The organism is Pseudomonas sp. SA233 (assembly GCF_054792385.1).
Genome location: NZ_CP096449.1, coordinates 1034621 through 1050705, shown reverse-complemented (window position 1 = coordinate 1050705; position 16085 = coordinate 1034621). Strand labels below are relative to the sequence as shown.

14 protein-coding genes are annotated in these 16085 nt (G+C 62.7%); 9 read left to right on the top strand and 5 right to left on the bottom strand.

What is annotated here, in order from left to right; translation table 11 throughout:
- Window positions 1-136: 136 nt before the first annotated feature.
- The gene (mreB, locus tag M1D87_RS04875) at window positions 137-1174 is read right to left on the bottom strand and encodes a rod shape-determining protein MreB (RefSeq protein ID WP_003255163.1); all 1038 of its coding nucleotides are present in this window, start codon (window positions 1172-1174) and stop codon (window positions 137-139) included.
- Window positions 1175-1379: 205 nt separating this feature from the next.
- Here mreB and gatC point away from each other — a divergent pair, with 205 nt between their 5' ends.
- From gatC to M1D87_RS04845, 6 genes are all read left to right on the top strand, one after another.
- Window positions 1380-1667 carry an Asp-tRNA(Asn)/Glu-tRNA(Gln) amidotransferase subunit GatC gene (gene gatC, locus M1D87_RS04870; RefSeq protein ID WP_003255165.1) on the top strand — a complete coding sequence of 96 codons (288 nt, stop codon included), beginning with the start codon at window positions 1380-1382 and terminating at the stop codon, window positions 1665-1667.
- Between the two features lie 15 nt (window positions 1668-1682).
- Complete coding sequence (gene gatA, locus M1D87_RS04865; RefSeq protein WP_024086328.1) at window positions 1683-3134, top strand: Asp-tRNA(Asn)/Glu-tRNA(Gln) amidotransferase subunit GatA; 1452 nt, start codon at window positions 1683-1685, stop codon at window positions 3132-3134.
- A gap of 11 nt (window positions 3135-3145) precedes the next feature.
- On the top strand, window positions 3146-4591 hold the full coding sequence (gatB, locus tag M1D87_RS04860; protein WP_013971062.1) for an Asp-tRNA(Asn)/Glu-tRNA(Gln) amidotransferase subunit GatB: 1446 nt from the start codon (window positions 3146-3148) through the stop codon (window positions 4589-4591).
- 143 nt (window positions 4592-4734) lie between these two features.
- On the top strand, window positions 4735-5109 hold the full coding sequence (locus M1D87_RS04855) for a septal ring lytic transglycosylase RlpA family protein (RefSeq protein ID WP_038408756.1): 375 nt from the start codon (window positions 4735-4737) through the stop codon (window positions 5107-5109).
- A 60-nt stretch (window positions 5110-5169) separates the two neighbouring features.
- Window positions 5170-6213, top strand: coding sequence for a calcium/sodium antiporter (locus tag M1D87_RS04850; protein ID WP_038408754.1), 1044 nt, complete (start codon window positions 5170-5172; stop codon window positions 6211-6213).
- 10 nt (window positions 6214-6223) lie between these two features.
- Window positions 6224-6598, top strand: a complete 375-nt coding sequence (locus M1D87_RS04845) for a carboxymuconolactone decarboxylase family protein (RefSeq protein WP_013971059.1) — start codon at window positions 6224-6226, stop codon at window positions 6596-6598.
- A 126-nt stretch (window positions 6599-6724) separates the two neighbouring features.
- Here M1D87_RS04845 and M1D87_RS04840 read toward each other — a convergent pair whose 3' ends face one another.
- The 4 genes from M1D87_RS04840 to M1D87_RS04825 all read right to left on the bottom strand — a co-directional run bounded on the left by M1D87_RS04840 (window position 6725) and on the right by M1D87_RS04825 (window position 11112).
- A complete protein-coding gene (locus M1D87_RS04840) occupies window positions 6725-8083 on the bottom strand; it encodes an amino acid permease (RefSeq protein WP_421091781.1) in 1359 nt (452 codons plus the stop codon).
- A 55-nt stretch (window positions 8084-8138) separates the two neighbouring features.
- Complete coding sequence (locus M1D87_RS04835) at window positions 8139-9080, bottom strand: AEC family transporter (protein ID WP_123085222.1); 942 nt, start codon at window positions 9078-9080, stop codon at window positions 8139-8141.
- Between the two features lie 215 nt (window positions 9081-9295).
- Complete coding sequence (locus tag M1D87_RS04830; RefSeq protein ID WP_015269045.1) at window positions 9296-9856, bottom strand: response regulator transcription factor; 561 nt, start codon at window positions 9854-9856, stop codon at window positions 9296-9298.
- On the bottom strand, window positions 9856-11112 hold the full coding sequence (locus M1D87_RS04825) for an ATP-binding protein (protein WP_003257889.1): 1257 nt from the start codon (window positions 11110-11112) through the stop codon (window positions 9856-9858). The genes M1D87_RS04830 and M1D87_RS04825 overlap by 1 nt, the downstream gene beginning before the upstream one ends.
- Window positions 11113-11314: 202 nt before the next feature.
- Here M1D87_RS04825 and M1D87_RS04820 point away from each other — a divergent pair, with 202 nt between their 5' ends.
- The 3 genes from M1D87_RS04820 to M1D87_RS04810 all read left to right on the top strand — a co-directional run bounded on the left by M1D87_RS04820 (window position 11315) and on the right by M1D87_RS04810 (window position 15866).
- Entirely contained in the window at window positions 11315-12031 is a 717-nt protein-coding gene (locus tag M1D87_RS04820; RefSeq protein WP_024086326.1) for an SIMPL domain-containing protein, read from the top strand.
- 470 nt (window positions 12032-12501) lie between these two features.
- On the top strand, window positions 12502-14127 hold the full coding sequence (locus M1D87_RS04815) for an ABC transporter substrate-binding protein (protein WP_013971054.1): 1626 nt from the start codon (window positions 12502-12504) through the stop codon (window positions 14125-14127).
- Between the two features lie 146 nt (window positions 14128-14273).
- The gene (locus tag M1D87_RS04810) at window positions 14274-15866 is read left to right on the top strand and encodes an ABC transporter substrate-binding protein (protein ID WP_123085220.1); all 1593 of its coding nucleotides are present in this window, start codon (window positions 14274-14276) and stop codon (window positions 15864-15866) included.
- Window positions 15867-16085 lie beyond the last annotated feature (219 nt).

Sequence of the window (16085 nt, the reverse complement as noted above, 5' to 3'; positions counted from 1 at the left end):
CATTGGACATGGGACAACGCACCAGCCTGGTTGCGGGTTGACGGATACGGCGCCCCGAACGGGCGCCAGCCCAGCACATACAGGTAGCACTGTGCGTACTACCTGTAAACCGGGCGCTCGTGAACAGCGAGCGGAATCACTCGCTGGAGAGCAGGTCCATCGCGTGCTTGTCCATCATCTCCAGGGCGCGACCGCCGCCACGGGCGACACAGGTCAGCGGGTCTTCGGCGACGATCACCGGCAGGCCGGTTTCCTGGGCCAGCAGCTTGTCGAGGTCACGCAGCAGCGCGCCACCACCAGTCAACACCAGGCCACGCTCGGCGATGTCCGAGGCCAGCTCGGGCGGCGATTGCTCCAGGGCACTCTTGACCGCCTGGACGATGGTCGCCAGGGATTCCTGCAGCGCTTCGAGCACTTCGTTGGAGTTCAGGGTGAAGGCACGCGGTACGCCCTCGGCCAGGTTGCGGCCGCGCACGTCGACTTCACGTACTTCGCCGCCCGGGTAGGCAGTACCGATTTCCTGCTTGATGCGCTCGGCGGTGGACTCGCCGATCAGGCTGCCGTAGTTGCGGCGCACGTAGGTGACGATGGCTTCGTCGAAGCGGTCGCCGCCAACGCGGACGGATTCGGCATAGACCACGCCGTTCAGGGAGATCAGCGCGATTTCAGTGGTACCACCACCGATATCGACGACCATCGAACCGCGGGCTTCTTCGACCGGCAGGCCGGCACCGATGGCGGCGGCCATCGGCTCTTCGATCAGGAACACTTCACGGGCACCGGCACCCAGCGCCGATTCGCGAATGGCGCGGCGCTCTACCTGGGTCGACTTGCACGGCACGCAGATCAGCACGCGCGGGCTCGGCTGCAGGAAGCTGTTCTCGTGAACCTTGTTGATAAAATATTGCAACATTTTTTCGCAGACGCTGAAGTCGGCGATGACGCCGTCCTTCATCGGACGAATGGCAGCAATGTTGCCAGGCGTACGGCCCAGCATGCGCTTGGCTTCGGTACCGACGGCGACGACGCTTTTCTGGTTGCCATGGGTACGGATGGCAACAACCGAGGGCTCATTCAGGACGATACCGCGCTCACGCACGTAAATAAGGGTGTTGGCAGTACCCAGGTCGATGGACAGATCGCTGGAAAACATGCCACGCAGTTTCTTGAACATGGGAAAGTGACCCTGGGGAAAGCGTGGGTAAAAAAGTGCGGCAAACTCTAACAATGGCAGGGATTTTGGGCAAGGAGCCAATATGTTAAATTGGCTGTTTTTCCGAGCACGCCAGCAGAATTTCGCGGCCGTTAGACCGCCAGAAAGCTGACATGTTCCTCACTGCGGACCCGAATTCCGGTCTTTGTTTCCCCTGGAGATCCCCATGGCGCTTGAACGCTGCGACGTGGAAAAGATCGCCCATCTGGCCCGTCTGGGCCTGAATGATGGCGAACTGCCACGCATTACTGACGCACTGAACAGCATTCTCGGGCTGGTCGACCAGATGCAAGCGGTCGACACTACTGGCATCGAGCCACTGGCCCACCCCCTGGAGGCCAGCCAGCGCCTGCGTCCCGACCAGGTCACCGAAAGCAACCAGCGCGACGCCTACCAGGCCATCGCGCCGTCGACCGAAAGCGGTCTGTACCTGGTTCCCAAAGTCATCGAGTAAGGGATAGTGCCTGCCATGCATCAATTGACCCTGGCCGAGATCGCCCGCGGACTCGCCGACAAGTCGTTTTCCTCCGAAGAGCTGACCGGCGCCCTGCTGGCGCGCATCAAGCAGCTCGACCCGCAGATCAACAGCTTCATCAGCGTCACCGAAGACCTGGCCCTGGGCCAGGCGCGTGCCGCCGACGCCCGTCGCGCCGCTGGCGAAACCGGCGCGCTGCTGGGTGCCCCGATCGCCCACAAGGACCTGTTCTGCACCAACGGCGTACGCACCAGCTGCGGCTCGAAGATGCTCGACAACTTCAAGGCGCCGTATGACGCCACCGTGGTTGCCAAGCTGGCCGAAGCCGGCATGGTCACCCTGGGCAAGACCAACATGGACGAATTCGCCATGGGTTCGGCCAACGAATCCAGCCACTACGGCGCGGTGAAGAACCCATGGAACCTTGAGCACGTCCCGGGCGGCTCGTCGGGCGGTTCGGCCGCGGCTGTGGCTGCACGCCTGCTGCCAGCCACCACCGGCACCGACACCGGCGGCTCCATCCGCCAACCGGCGGCACTGACCAACCTCACCGGCCTCAAGCCAACCTACGGCCGCGTGTCGCGCTGGGGCATGATCGCCTACGCCTCCAGCCTCGACCAGGGCGGCCCGCTGGCCCGTACCGCCGAAGACTGCGCCCTGTTGCTGCAAGGCATGGCCGGTTTCGACGCCAAGGACTCCACCAGCATCGAAGAGCCGGTGCCGGACTACAGCGCCAACCTGAATGCTTCGCTGCAAGGCCTGCGCATCGGCCTGCCGAAGGAGTACTTCGGTGCCGGCCTCGACCCACGCATCGCCGACCTGGTCCAGGCCAGCGTCAAGGAGCTGGAAAAGCTCGGCGCGGTGGTCAAGGAAATCAGCCTGCCGAACATGCAGCACGCCATCCCGGCCTACTACGTGATCGCCCCCGCTGAAGCCTCGTCCAACCTGTCGCGTTTCGATGGCGTGCGCTTCGGCTACCGCTGCGAGAACCCGAAAGACCTCACCGACCTGTACAAGCGTTCGCGTGGCGAAGGCTTCGGTGTCGAAGTGCAGCGCCGCATCATGGTCGGCACCTACGCCCTGTCGGCCGGCTACTACGACGCCTACTACGTGAAGGCGCAGCAGATCCGCCGCCTGATCAAGAACGACTTCATGGCCGCCTTCAACGACGTCGACCTGATCCTCGGCCCGACCACGCCAAACCCGGCCTGGAAGCTCGGCGCCAAGAGCAGCGACCCGGTCGCCGCCTACCTGGAAGACGTCTACACCATCACCGCCAACCTGGCGGGCCTGCCGGGCCTGTCGATGCCGGCCGGCTTCGTCGATGGCCTGCCGGTCGGCGTGCAGCTGCTGGCGCCATACTTCCAGGAAGGCCGCCTGCTCAACGTCGCGCACCGCTACCAGCAAGTGACCGACTGGCACACCCGCGCCCCCAACGGCTTCTGAGGAATTCACACATGCAATGGGAAGTTGTGATCGGGCTGGAAATCCACACTCAGCTCGCCACCCAGTCGAAGATCTTCTCCGGCAGCGCCACCACCTTCGGTTCCGAGCCGAACACCCAGGCCAGCCTGGTTGACCTGGGCATGCCTGGCGTACTGCCAGTACTGAACCAGGAAGCCGTGCGCATGGCGTGCATGTTCGGCCTGGCCATCGATGCCGAGATCGGCAAGCGCAACGTGTTCGCGCGCAAGAACTACTTCTACCCGGACCTGCCCAAGGGCTACCAGATCAGCCAGATGGACCTGCCGATCGTCGGCAAGGGCCACCTGGACATCGCCCTGGAAGACGGCACCATCAAGCGCATCGGGGTAACCCGCGCGCACCTGGAAGAAGATGCCGGCAAGAGCCTGCACGAAGACTTCAGCGGCTCCACCGGCATCGACCTGAACCGTGCCGGCACCCCGCTGCTGGAAATCGTCTCCGAGCCCGACATGCGCAGCGCCAAGGAAGCCGTGGCCTACGTCAAGGCAATCCACGCGCTGGTGCGTTACCTGGGCATCTGCGACGGCAACATGGCCGAAGGCTCGCTGCGTTGCGACTGCAACGTGTCGATCCGCCCGAAAGGCCAGGCCGAGTTCGGCACCCGCTGCGAGATCAAGAACGTCAACTCGTTCCGCTTCATCGAGCGCGCGATCAACAGCGAGATCCAGCGCCAGATCGACCTGATCGAGGACGGCGGCAAGGTGGTACAGGAAACCCGCCTGTACGACCCGAACAAGGACGAGACCCGCTCCATGCGCAGCAAGGAGGAAGCCAACGACTACCGTTACTTCCCCGACCCGGACCTGCTGCCGGTGGTGATCGAGGACAGCTTCCTCGAAACCGTCCGCGCCGGCTTGCCGGAACTGCCGACGCAGAAGGTCGAGCGCTTCCAGAACCAGTACGGCCTGTCGGCCTACGACGCCAACGTGCTGGCTTCCAGCCGCGAGCAGGCGGACTACTTCGAGGAAGTGGTGAAGATCGGTGGCGATGCCAAGCTGGCTGCCAACTGGGTCATGGTCGAGCTGGGCAGCCTGCTGAACAAGCTGGGCATCGAGATCGACCAGGCGCCGGTCAGCGCCGCACAGCTGGGCGGCATGCTGCTGCGTATCCGTGACAACACCATCAGCGGCAAGATCGCCAAGACCGTGTTCGAGGCCATGGCCGCCGGTGAAGGCGATGCCGACAGCATCATCGAAAGCAAGGGCCTGAAGCAGGTCACCGATACCGGTGCGATCGACAAGATGCTCGACGAAGTGCTGGCGGCCAACGCCGAGCAGGTCGAACAGTACCGCGCAGCCGACGAGGCCAAGCGTGGCAAGATGTTCGGCTTCTTCGTCGGCCAGGCGATGAAAGCCTCCAAGGGCAAGGCCAACCCGGGGCAAGTGAACCAATTGCTCAAGGCCAAGCTCGAAGGGTGATTGTTTTACCCCTGTAGTCCTGCGAGGGCTTCGCCCTCGTTCGCGGCTAAAGCCGCTCCCACAGGTAAAGCGCAGCTCGCCAGTGCAGCGCCGTACCTGTGGGAGCGGCTTTAGCCGCGAATGGCCGCACCGGAGCATTCGAATTGCTAAAACGATCCCTGAGCACCCTCGCCCTCTTCTCCCTGCTGGCCGGCTGCGCCAGCCAGGACATCGACCCCGACGGTTACGACAAGACCGGCACCGCCTCCTATTACGGCTCTCGCCACCACGGTAAACGCACCGCCAGCGGCGAACCGTTCAACCAGCACGGCCTCACCGCCGCTCACCGCAGCCTGCCCTTCGGCAGTCGGGTACGGGTGACCAACCTGGCCAACCAGCGCAGCGTCGTGGTGCGCATCAACGACCGTGGCCCACACACCCGCGGCCGCCTGATCGATCTTTCACGTGCCGCCGCAGAAAAAATCGGCATGATCCGTAGCGGAACCGCGCGCGTGCGAGTACAAGGGCTTAGCGACTGACGCGACAGGAGTCCGACCATTTTCGACCTGGCTACCCTACCTACCTCCAGCCTCCTGCAACTGGGCATCGCCCTGCTGTTGCTGATCGGCGGTGCCGAACTGCTGGTTCGCGCAGCCCTGCGCCTGGCCCAGCGCCTGCACGTACGCCCGCTGATCATCGGCCTTAGCCTGGTGGCCTTCGGCAGCACTGCCCCGCAAATGACCGTGAGCCTGCAGGCCGCCTACCAAGGCGCGCCGGACGTGGCGGTGGGCAGCGTTATCGGCAGCAACATATTCAACGTATTGGTCATTCTCGGCCTGGCCGCACTGATCATCCCGCTGCGCGTGTCGCGGCAACTGGTGCGTCTGGACATTCCACTGATGATCGTCGCCAGCGGCCTGGTCTACGCGTTATCCGCCAACGGCCACCTGGGCCGGGCCGAAGGGGTGTTGCTGCTGACCGGACTGGTCGGCTACCTGGCAATGCTTTGGCACCAGTCGCGCCACTACGCCCGCACCTACCCCGCACCGACCACCGTCACCAGCAGCGCCGGGCGCTTCTGGTCGGGCACGCTGCTGCAGGTGCTGGCCGGCCTGGGCCTGCTGAGCCTGGCGGGTCACTTGTTGCTGGAAGCCGCCGTGGAGGTGGCCACCGACCTGGGCCTGTCCGAGCGCATCATCGGCCTGACCGTCGTTGCCATTTGCACCTCCCTGCCGGAACTGGCCGCTGCGCTGATCGCCGCCCTGCGCGGTGAGCGGGAAATTGCCGTGGGCACAGTGATCGGCAGCAACCTGTTCAACCTGCTGGCCGTGCTGGGCCTGACCGCGCTGGTCACTCCCGAGCCGCTGTCGATCTCGCCCAACGCCTTGGCCTTCGATCTGCCGGTAATGCTGGGTGTTGCTGCGCTGAGCCTGCCGGTGTTCTATTCCGGCTACCGCATCACTCGCGCCGAAGGCTTGGTGTTCCTCTGCCTGTACCTGGCCTATGGGCTGCACGTGGCGGCGTTTACCATGGGCATGCCACTGGCCGGCCGCCTGGAGCGGTTGATGCTGTTCTACGTACTGCCGGTGCTCGCCATGGTGTTGCTGTACACCACCGCACGAGCCTGGCGCCGCCAACACTAAGGAAAACAACATGGCTGATAGCAAGAAAACCGGCGAACAGATTCGGCGCCAGGTGATGGGCGATGCGTTCGTCGACCGCGCCCTGGGCAATGCCACCGACTTTACCCAGCCGCTGCAGGACTTCGTCAACGAACATGCCTGGGGCAGCGTGTGGGCCCGCGATGGGCTGCCGTTGAAAACCCGCAGCCTGATTACCCTGGCCACGCTGACCGCACTCAAGTGCCCGCAGGAGCTCAAGGGGCATGTGCGCGGGGCGCTGAACAATGGCTGTACGGTGGAGGAAATTCGCGAAGCGCTGCTGCATTGCGCGGTGTATGCGGGGGTGCCGGCGGCGATTGATGCGTTCCGTGCAGCACAGGAAGTGATCGACAGCTATCAAGGCTGACCCAGCCTTTTTCAGGCTCGGCCTCTTCGCGGGTAAACCCGCTCCCACAGGTACTGCACAGGTCTTAGAGCCTGTGGAATCCCTGTGGGAGCGGGCGTGCCCGCGAAGAGGCCGGTACTGTGTTACCTACCTGGCCTGGCGAGCCTTCTTCATCTTGAAGGCCACCCACAGCACCAGGATCCACCCCGGAATCAGCATCACCGAGATGCGAATCGGCGGGGTCAGGTACATCACCACCAGAATCAGCACGATGAACGCCAGGCACAGGTAGTTGGTTACCGGGTGCCCCCAGCTCTTGTAGAACGGGGTAATCCCGGCCTCCAGCTTGGCCTTGCGGAACTTCAGGTGGGTGATACTGATGCTCGCCCAGTTGATCACCAGCGCCGACACCGCCAGGGCCATCAGCAAACCAAAGGCTTCGCCCGGCATCAGGTAGTTGATCAGTACGCATAGCCCGGTGGCAAAAGCCGACACACCCAGCGCGGTCAGCGGCACGCCGCTACGGCTTACCTTCAGCAACTGACGCGGTGCATCGCCCTGGCTGGCCAGGCCAAACAGCATGCGGCTGTTGGCGTACACGCAGCTGTTGTACACCGACAGTGCGGCCGTCAGCACCACGATATTGAGGATGGTCGCCACCAGGTCACTGTCCAGTTCATGGAAGATCATCACGAACGGGCTGCCACCCTGCACCACCTTCTGCCATGGGTACAGCGACAGCAGCACCGCCAGGGCACCGATATAGAAAATGAGGATACGGTACACCACCTGGTTGGTGGCCTTTGGGATGCTCTGACGCGGGTTGTCGGCCTCGGCGGCGGTGATGCCCACCAGCTCCAGGCCACCAAACGAGAACATGATCACTGCCAGTGCCATCACTAGGCCGGTGACGCCGTTGGGGAAGAAGCCGCCGTACTGCCAGAGGTTGGCCACGCTGGCGTCCGGGCCGCCATGGCCGCTGGTCAGCAGCCAGGCGCCGAAGCCGATCATGCTGACGATGGCCACCACCTTGACCAGGGCGAACCAGAACTCCATCTCGCCGTAGACCTTAACCTGGGTGAGGTTGATCAGGTTGATCACCACGAAGAAGATCGCCGCCGTGGCCCAGGTGGGGAAGCCGGGCCACCAGTACTGCACGTAGATGCCCACCGCTGTAAGCTCGGCCATGCCGACCAGTACGTACACCACCCAGTAGTTCCAGCCCGAAACAAACCCGGCAAACTCGCTCCAGTACTGGTGGGCGAAGTGGCTGAAGCTGCCGGCCACGGGCTCTTCAACAACCATTTCACCGAGCTGGCGCATGATCAGGAAGGCCATCAGGCCGGCAATGGCGTAGCCCAGCAGGACGGAGGGGCCCGCCAGCTGGATGGTCTGGGCAATGCCCAGGAACAACCCGGTACCGATGGCCCCGCCCAGCGCGATCAGCTGGATATGGCGATTCTTCAGCCCGCGCTGTAACCGCTCGGGCGTGCTCTGGTCTTGCATGAAGTGTCCTTTAGCTCAGTGAGGCTGTGTTTTTGTGTTGTTTGCAGTCAAGGATCTAGATCCATCCGCCCCACTGCAAGATGAAAATACCAATGTTGGTGGTGATCGCCGCCATTAGCGTGGTAATCACGATGATCGATGCAGCCAGCTCATGGTTGCCGTTCGCCGCCCGCGCCATGACGTAGCTGGCAGCTGCAGTCGGGCTGCCGATGTACAGGAACAGGATGCCCAGCTCGGCGCCGCGGAAGCCGCATAGCCAGGCACCGAGGGTACCCAGCAGCGGTAGCCAGACCATCTTCACCAGGCTGGCGTCGATGGCCAGCCTGCCACTGTCGCGCAGTGCCGCCAACGACAGCGTGCCACCGATGCAGATCAGCGCCAGCGGCAGGGTCATCTGCGCCAGGTAATCGCCCGAGGTCAGCAGCCAGTTGGGCAGCGGCACCTGGCCGTAGGCCATGGGCGTGGCCACCAGCACACTGATGATCAGCGGGTTGCTGAAGATGCTCTTGCAGATGCTCCACGGGTCGGATTTCAGGTCCGGGCTGTAAACCGCCAGCACCACCGCCGACAACGAGTTGTACATGAGGATGACCAGGCCGGCGAGTACCGCCCCCAGAGAGATGCCGTAGTCGCCGTAGAGACTGGCGGCCAGGGCCAGGCCGATCACGCCGTTGTTGCCACGGAATGCGCCCTGGGTATAGATGCCCCGGTCGGCCAGCGGGCTGCGCCAGATGGCCATGCCCCAGGCAATGGCGAAGCCGGCCAGGGTGGCGACGATGAAATAGAGAAGGACGCCGGGTTTGACCGCCGTGGCCAGGTCGGCGTGGTAGATGCCGAGGAACAGCAACGCCGGCATGCATACGTTGAACACCAGTTGCGAGGCTACGCGGTTGAAATTGTCGTCGATCAGGCGGATACGTTTGAGCAGCACGCCCATGAACAGCATGGCGAAGACCGGGGCCGTGATGTTCAACGTCTGGATAAGAAGGGCGAGCATGCGCAAGCGATCCTGGAAGGGTTGCCGTTAGGGGGCTAATGATACGCCAACGGCCGGGACTTGCGGGGATCGCGGGGTGATAAAGAGAAGTTTCTGGCAGTTACGGCCCTTTCGCGGGTAAACCCGCTCCTACAGGTACTGCACAGGTCTGGAGGCTTGTGAACACCTGTAGGAGCGGGTTTACCCGCGAAGAGGCCGGCACTGCCAGTACTGAATCAGCGCCGAACCGGGCGCTTCTGCAGTTTGCGCTGCAAGGTCCGCCGGTGCATGCCCAGCGCCCGCGCGGTGGCCGAGATATTGCCCTCGTGCTCGTTCAGTACGCGCTGGATATGCTCCCACTGCAGGCGGTCGACCGACATCGGGTTTTCCGGCACCAGGCTGTCCAGGTCGGTGTGCTCTGACAGCAACGCAGCCAGCACATCATCGGCATCGGCCGGCTTGCACAGGTAGTTGCACGCACCACGCTTGACCGCTTCCACCGCAGTGGCAATGCTCGAGTAACCGGTCAGGATCACCACGCGCATTTCCGGGTCCAGCTCCAGCAGCTTGGGCAGCAGCACCAGGCCGGAGTCGCCTTCCATCTTCAGGTCCAGCGTGGCGTAGTCCGGCAGGTCTTGCTGGGCCAGGATCAACCCTTCCTCGGCAGAGCTGGCGGTGCTTACGCGGAAACCGCGGCGGCTCATGGCCCGGGCCATGACCCGGGTGAAGGTGGCATCGTCATCCACCAGCAGCAGGTGCGGCAGCTCTTCGCCTTCGACCTGGTTTTCTTCGCTCATCATTCATCTCCTCGCTTGCCATAGGGCAGGCGCAGTTCGGTCAGGGTGCCACCCTGTTCATGACTATAGAGTTTCACCGAACCGCCCGCACGGGTCACGCTGGCCTTGCTCAAGAACAGGCCCAGGCCGAAGCCTTTGCCCTTGGTGGTAATGAAGGGTTTGCCGATGGCCTCGGCGATCGCCGGCGGCACGCCGGGGCCGTGGTCACGGATGCTGATGACGATGTCATGGGTGTCCCAGTCCAGGCGCACTTCAAGGTCGTCGGGGCAGGCATCGGCGGCATTGTTCAACAGGTTCAACAGCGCCTGGGTCAGGTCCGGCGGCGGGGTCAGGCGCGGCACCTGGCCGTCGCGCAAGCGCTGGAAGCGGTAGCTGGCTTCCGGGCGCATCAGGTGCCAACGGTTGAGCGCCTCGTCCAGCCATGCCGTGACATCCTGCTCCACCACGGCCAGGCGGCGGTTGGCTTCGGCGGCGCGTACCAGCTGTTGCAGGGTTTCCTTGCACAGCTTCACCTGGTCCTGAAGGATCTGCAGGTCTTCCTGCAGCAACGGGTCGGCGTGGTCCTGGCGCATTTCGTTCAGCAGCACGCTCATGGTCGCCAACGGTGTGCCCAGCTCATGGGCGGCACCGGCGGCCTGGGTGGCCACGGCCAGCAACTGCTCGTCGCGCAGGCTTTCTTCACGCCGCTCGGAACGCAGTTGCTCCTGGCGACGCAGCTCTTCGGCCATGCGTGCGGCAAAGAAGGTGATCACCGCCGCGGCCAGGGCAATACTCAGCCACATGCCATACACCTGCATCTTGTCCCGCGCCATCGGCAGGCCTTCGAGCGGGTAGAACTGCACCAGCAGCAGGCTGTAGGCGGTCAGGGCAATGCCGGACAGGATCAGCGAATACAGCCACGGCAAGGTAACTGCGGCAATCGCCAGCGGCACCAGGTAATACGATACGAACGGGTTGGTCGAACCGCCGGAGTAGTACAGCAAGGCACTGTGGATCAGCAGGTCGCAGGCCAGTTGCAGGGCATATTCCAGCTCGGTGACTGGCAGCGACAGGCGCAGGCGCAGGGCCGTGAAGGCGCACAGCAGCGAAGACAAGGCCAAGGTGCCGGCCAGCGACAGCCAGGGCAAAGGCAGCAGTTCGGTCCAGTAGGCGACGCCCACGGAGCCGGCCTGGGCAGCCAGGACCAGGACCCGAATGACGGTCAGGCGCCAGAGGTTCTGGCGAGTAGCGGACAGCGGTTGTACGGCGGCGAGCATGAGCTCTCCTGATGAGTGCTCCAGAAAAATCGGCTGGAGTATACCGAAGCCAGGCGCCTCGCTGCAGCGATGCGGCAAAGCGCCACACTTTGTCACAGGTTCATGATGGCACTTTTGAACCCACTACACTGTTGCCGGTCTGATGGGCCATGCGTGGAATGGATGGCCACAACCCACGCCTTATATTGCCAAGGAGTACCACATGCAAATCCCACGTCGCGGCACCGCCCTGATCCTGTCCTGCGGCCTGCTCGCCAGCCTGCCGGCGCTGGCTGCCGATGAGCCGCGCTACAATCAGGTCTCGCTGCGTGCCGAGGTCAGCAAGGAAGTGGCGCGCGACCTGATGGTCGTTACCCTGTACAGCGAAGCGCAGAACACCGACCCGGGCAAGCTCGCCAAGCAGATCACCGAGACCATGAACAAGGCCGTACAGCAGTCGCGCCAGGTCAAGGACGTGAAGATCAGCCAGGGTAGCCGCAACAGCTACCCGGTATATGACAGCAAGGGCCAGAAGATCACCGGCTGGCGCGAGCGCGCCGAGTTGCGCCTGGAAAGCGCCAACTTCCCTGCCCTGTCGCAGCTGACCGCCGACCTACTGCAAGAGCTGAAGATGGGGGGCATGGACTTCTCCATCGCCCCGACCACGCGCAAGGCCAGCGAGGATGCACTGCTCAAGGATGCGGTGGATGCCTTCAAGGCACGCGCGCAACTGGCTACCGAGGCACTGGGTGGCAAGGGCTACAAGGTGGTCAGCCTGAACCTCAACAGCAGCGGTTACCCGCGCCCTTACCTGCGCAGTGCGCCGATGGCGATGAAGGCAATGGGGGCTGATGAGTCGGCACCGGCGCCGGATATCGAGGCAGGGACCAGTGAAGTGAGCATGAATGCCGATGGCCTGATCGAAGTGCAGATGCCTTAAATTCACGAAACACCTGTGGGAGCGGGCTTGCCCGCTCTCATGGAACTGCACATGACTCATTGAATTAGCAGGGACCTTGTGGGAGCGGCTTTAGCCGCGAACACCGGCGCAGCCGGTGCCATGCACCGCGTTGGATTCTTCGCGGCTAAAGCCGCTCCCACAGGGTACACGGATCGCTTGCGAATCCAGTTCTCTGCCAAATCAGCATTTTCAGACATTTCCTACGCACCAATAAGGTGCTTCCTACGCCAATCCCGCCTCGAAATATCCCGCAAAAAGCCATCATTTTGCCTACGCAAACGTTTAACTTCTTCGAAAGTTATATCAATGCGACATCCATGTACGCCCGTACCACTTTTCTGGCGCCAACTATCCCTCCGCATATTGCATTGGGAACACCCCCTGCATAAGTATCCGCAGGTCGGCTCACGAGGCCACCTCAATCGAAAAATGACAACAATGAGGCCACCATGCTCAAACACGCAGTCATTCCGTTCCTGCTAGGCGCAGGCTTGCTCTCCGGCGCACCGTCGGCCCTCGCAGCGTCCAACCTGGTGTTCTGCTCCGAAGGCAGCCCGGCCGGCTTCGACCCGGGCCAATACACCACAGGGACTGACTTTGACGCCTCGGCCGAGACCGTGTTCAACCGCTTGACCCAGTTCGAACGTGGCGGCACGGCAGTCATCCCGGGTCTGGCAACCAAGTGGGAAGTCTCCGACGACGGAAAGACCTACACCTTCCACCTGCGCGAAGGGGTCAAGTTCCACACCACCGACTACTTCAAGCCCACCCGCAACTTCAACGCCGACGACGTGCTGTTCACCTTCAACCGCATGCTCGACAAGGACCACCCGTTCCGCAAGGCCTACCCCACCGAGTTCCCATACTTCACCGACATGGGCATGGACAAGAACATCGCCAAGCTGGAAAAGCTCGACGAACATACCGTCAGGTTCACCCTCAACGAAGTCGACGCCGCATTCATTCAGAACCTGGCCATGAGCTTCGCCTCGATCCAGTCCGCCGAATACGCCGACCAGTTGCTCAAGGACGGCAAGGCCGCCGACATCAACCAGAAGCCGATCGGCACTGGCCCGTTCGTATTCAGCAAGTACCAGAAGGACGCGCAGATCCGCTTCAAGGGCAACAAGGACTACTGGCAACCTGATGACGTGAAGATCGACAACCTGATCTTCGCCATCACCACCGACGCCTCTGTGCGCATGCAGAAGCTGAAGAAGAACGAGTGCCAGGTCACCCTGTTCCCGCGCCCTGCCGACATCCAGCCGCTGAAACAGGACCCCAAGCTGCAGATGCCGCAGCAAGCCGGTTTCAACCTCGGCTACATCGCCTACAACGTGATGGACAAGGTCAAGGGCAGCAACGAGCCCAACCCGCTGGCCCAGCTGAAAGTCCGCGAGGCGCTGGACATGGCCGTGGACAAGAAAAAGATCATCGAGTCGGTCTACCAGGGCGCCGGCCAACTGGCGGTCAACGCCATGCCCCCGACCCAGTGGTCCTATGACGACAGCATCAAGGACGCGCCATTCGACCCTGAAAAAGCCAAGCAACTGCTCAAGGAAGCCGGCATCAAGGAAGGCACCGAAATCACCCTGTGGGCGATGCCCGTGCAACGCCCGTACAACCCCAATGCCAAGCTGATGGCCGAGATGCTGCAATCCGACTGGGCCAAGGTCGGCATCAAGGCCAAGATCGTCAGCTATGAATGGGGCGAGTACATCAAGCGCTCCAAAGGCGGCGAACAGGGCGCCATGCTGATCGGCTGGAGCGGTGACAACGGTGACCCGGACAACTGGCTGGGCACCCTGTACGGCTGCGACGCCATGAACGGCAACAACTTCTCCAAATGGTGCTACAAGCCCTACGACGACCTGATCAAGCAGGCCAAGGCCACTTCCGACCAGGCCAAGCGCACCGAGTTGTATCAGCAGGCACAGCACATCCTCAAGGAGCAGGTGCCGATCACCCCGATCGCCCACTCCACCGTGTACCAGCCCATGAGCGCCAAGGTGAAGGACTTCAAGATCAGCCCGTTCGCGCTGAACTCCTTCTACGGCGTCAGCGTGGACAAATAGGCTAGCCAAGGCACCCGCCGAGCGGCGGGTGCCCCGCCAACCTCGTCCCCCTCCATGTCGTCCCGCCGCCATCCGCAGCGGGGTCGGCGACCTGTTGCCGCCATTCGTACCCCGAGGCGGCGCAAACAGACGTAAAAGGACTTGCCATGCGCCATACCACCCGAGTTTCCGCCCTGCTGGCCCTGGGCCTGATCAGCCAATCGCCGGCCCTGCTGGCCAACAACCTGGTGTTCTGTTCCGAAGGCAGCCCCGCCGGCTTCGACACTGCCCAGTACACCAGCGCCACCGACAACGACGCCGCCGAACCGATCTACAACCGCCTGGTCGAGTTCGAACGCGGCGGCACTGCCGTGCACCCTGCCCTGGCGACCCGCTGGGAGGTGTCCGAAGATGGCCTGCGCTACACCTTCCACCTGCGCGAAGGGGTGAAGTTCCACCGCAACAAGGCCTTTGCACCGAGCCGCGACTTCAACGCCGACGACGTGCTGTTCACCTTCAACCGCATGCTCGACAAGAACCACCCGTTCCGCCAGGCCTACCCGACCGAGTTCCCCTATTTCATCAGCATGGGCCTGGACAAGAACATCGCCCGTGTCGAAAAGACCGGTCCACTGACCGTGGTGTTCACCCTGAACAGGGTCGATGCCGCGTTCATCCAGAACCTGGCCATGAGCTTCGCCTCGATCCTCTCTGCCGAATACGCCGAACAGTTGATGACCAGCGGGCGCCCCAGCGACATCAACCAGCAACCGATCGGCACCGGCCCGTTCGTGTTCCAGCGTTATCAGAAGGATTCGCAGATCCGCTACAAGGGCAACAAGGCCTATTGGTCACCGCAGGACGTGAAGATCGACAACCTGGTGTTCTCGATCAACATCGACCCTTCGGTGCGCATCCAGAAGCTGCGCCGCAACGAATGCCAGGTCACCCTGAACCCGCGCCCCGCAGACCTCCCGGCGCTCAAGGCCGACAGCAAACTGCAGGTGCTGCAACAGCCTGGCTTCAACCTCGGCTATATCGCCTACAACACTCAACACCCACCGTTCGACCGGTTGGAAGTGCGCCAGGCAATGGATATGGCAGTGAACAAGCAGGCGATCATCCAGGCTGTGTATCAGGATTCCGGCCAGCTGGCAGTCAACGCCATGCCGCCAACCCAGTGGTCCTATGACGACAGCATCAAGAACGCCCCCTTCGATCCGGAAAAGGCCAAACAGCTACTGCAGCAGGCCGGAGTCAAGCCGGGCACCGAGATCACCCTGTGGGCCATGCCGGTGCAGCGCCCGTACAACCCAAACGCCAAGCTGATGGCAGAAATGCTCCAGGCCGACTGGAGCAAGCTCGGCTTCAAGGTGCGCATTGTCAGCTATGAATGGGGCGAGTACCTCAAGCGCATGAAAAGCGGCGAGCACGATATCGCCCTGATCGGCTGGACCGGGGACAACGGCGACCCGGACAACTGGCTGGGCACCCTCTACAACTGCGATGCCATCGGCAGCAACAACTACTCGCTGTGGTGCGATCCGCAGTACGACAGCCTGGTCAAGCAGGCCAAGCAGGTCACCGACCGCGCGCAGCGCACCGCCCTGTACCAGCAGGCCCAGCAGCGGCTCAAGCAGCAGGTGCCGATTACCCCGGTGGCACATTCAACGGTCAACCAACCGCTGAGCATCAAGGTTTCCGAATTCAAGGTCAGCCCTTTCGGGCGCAACGACTTTTCCGGTGTGAGTGTTGATTGATCTTTAACCCTCAAGGGCCTCTTCGCGGGTAAACCCGCTCCCACAGGTACGGCGCACATGCCGAAACCTGTGGTGCCCCTGTGGGAGCGGGTTTACCCGCGAAAGGGCCGGCACAGCCAACACAACGCCCCGATTCTGCCCGGTGACCCCGGGCAACCCTGGCAACACCGCAGCAAGAAGCCCGGCCCACAAGGCCAGGCAATAACTAGAAGAACAGAA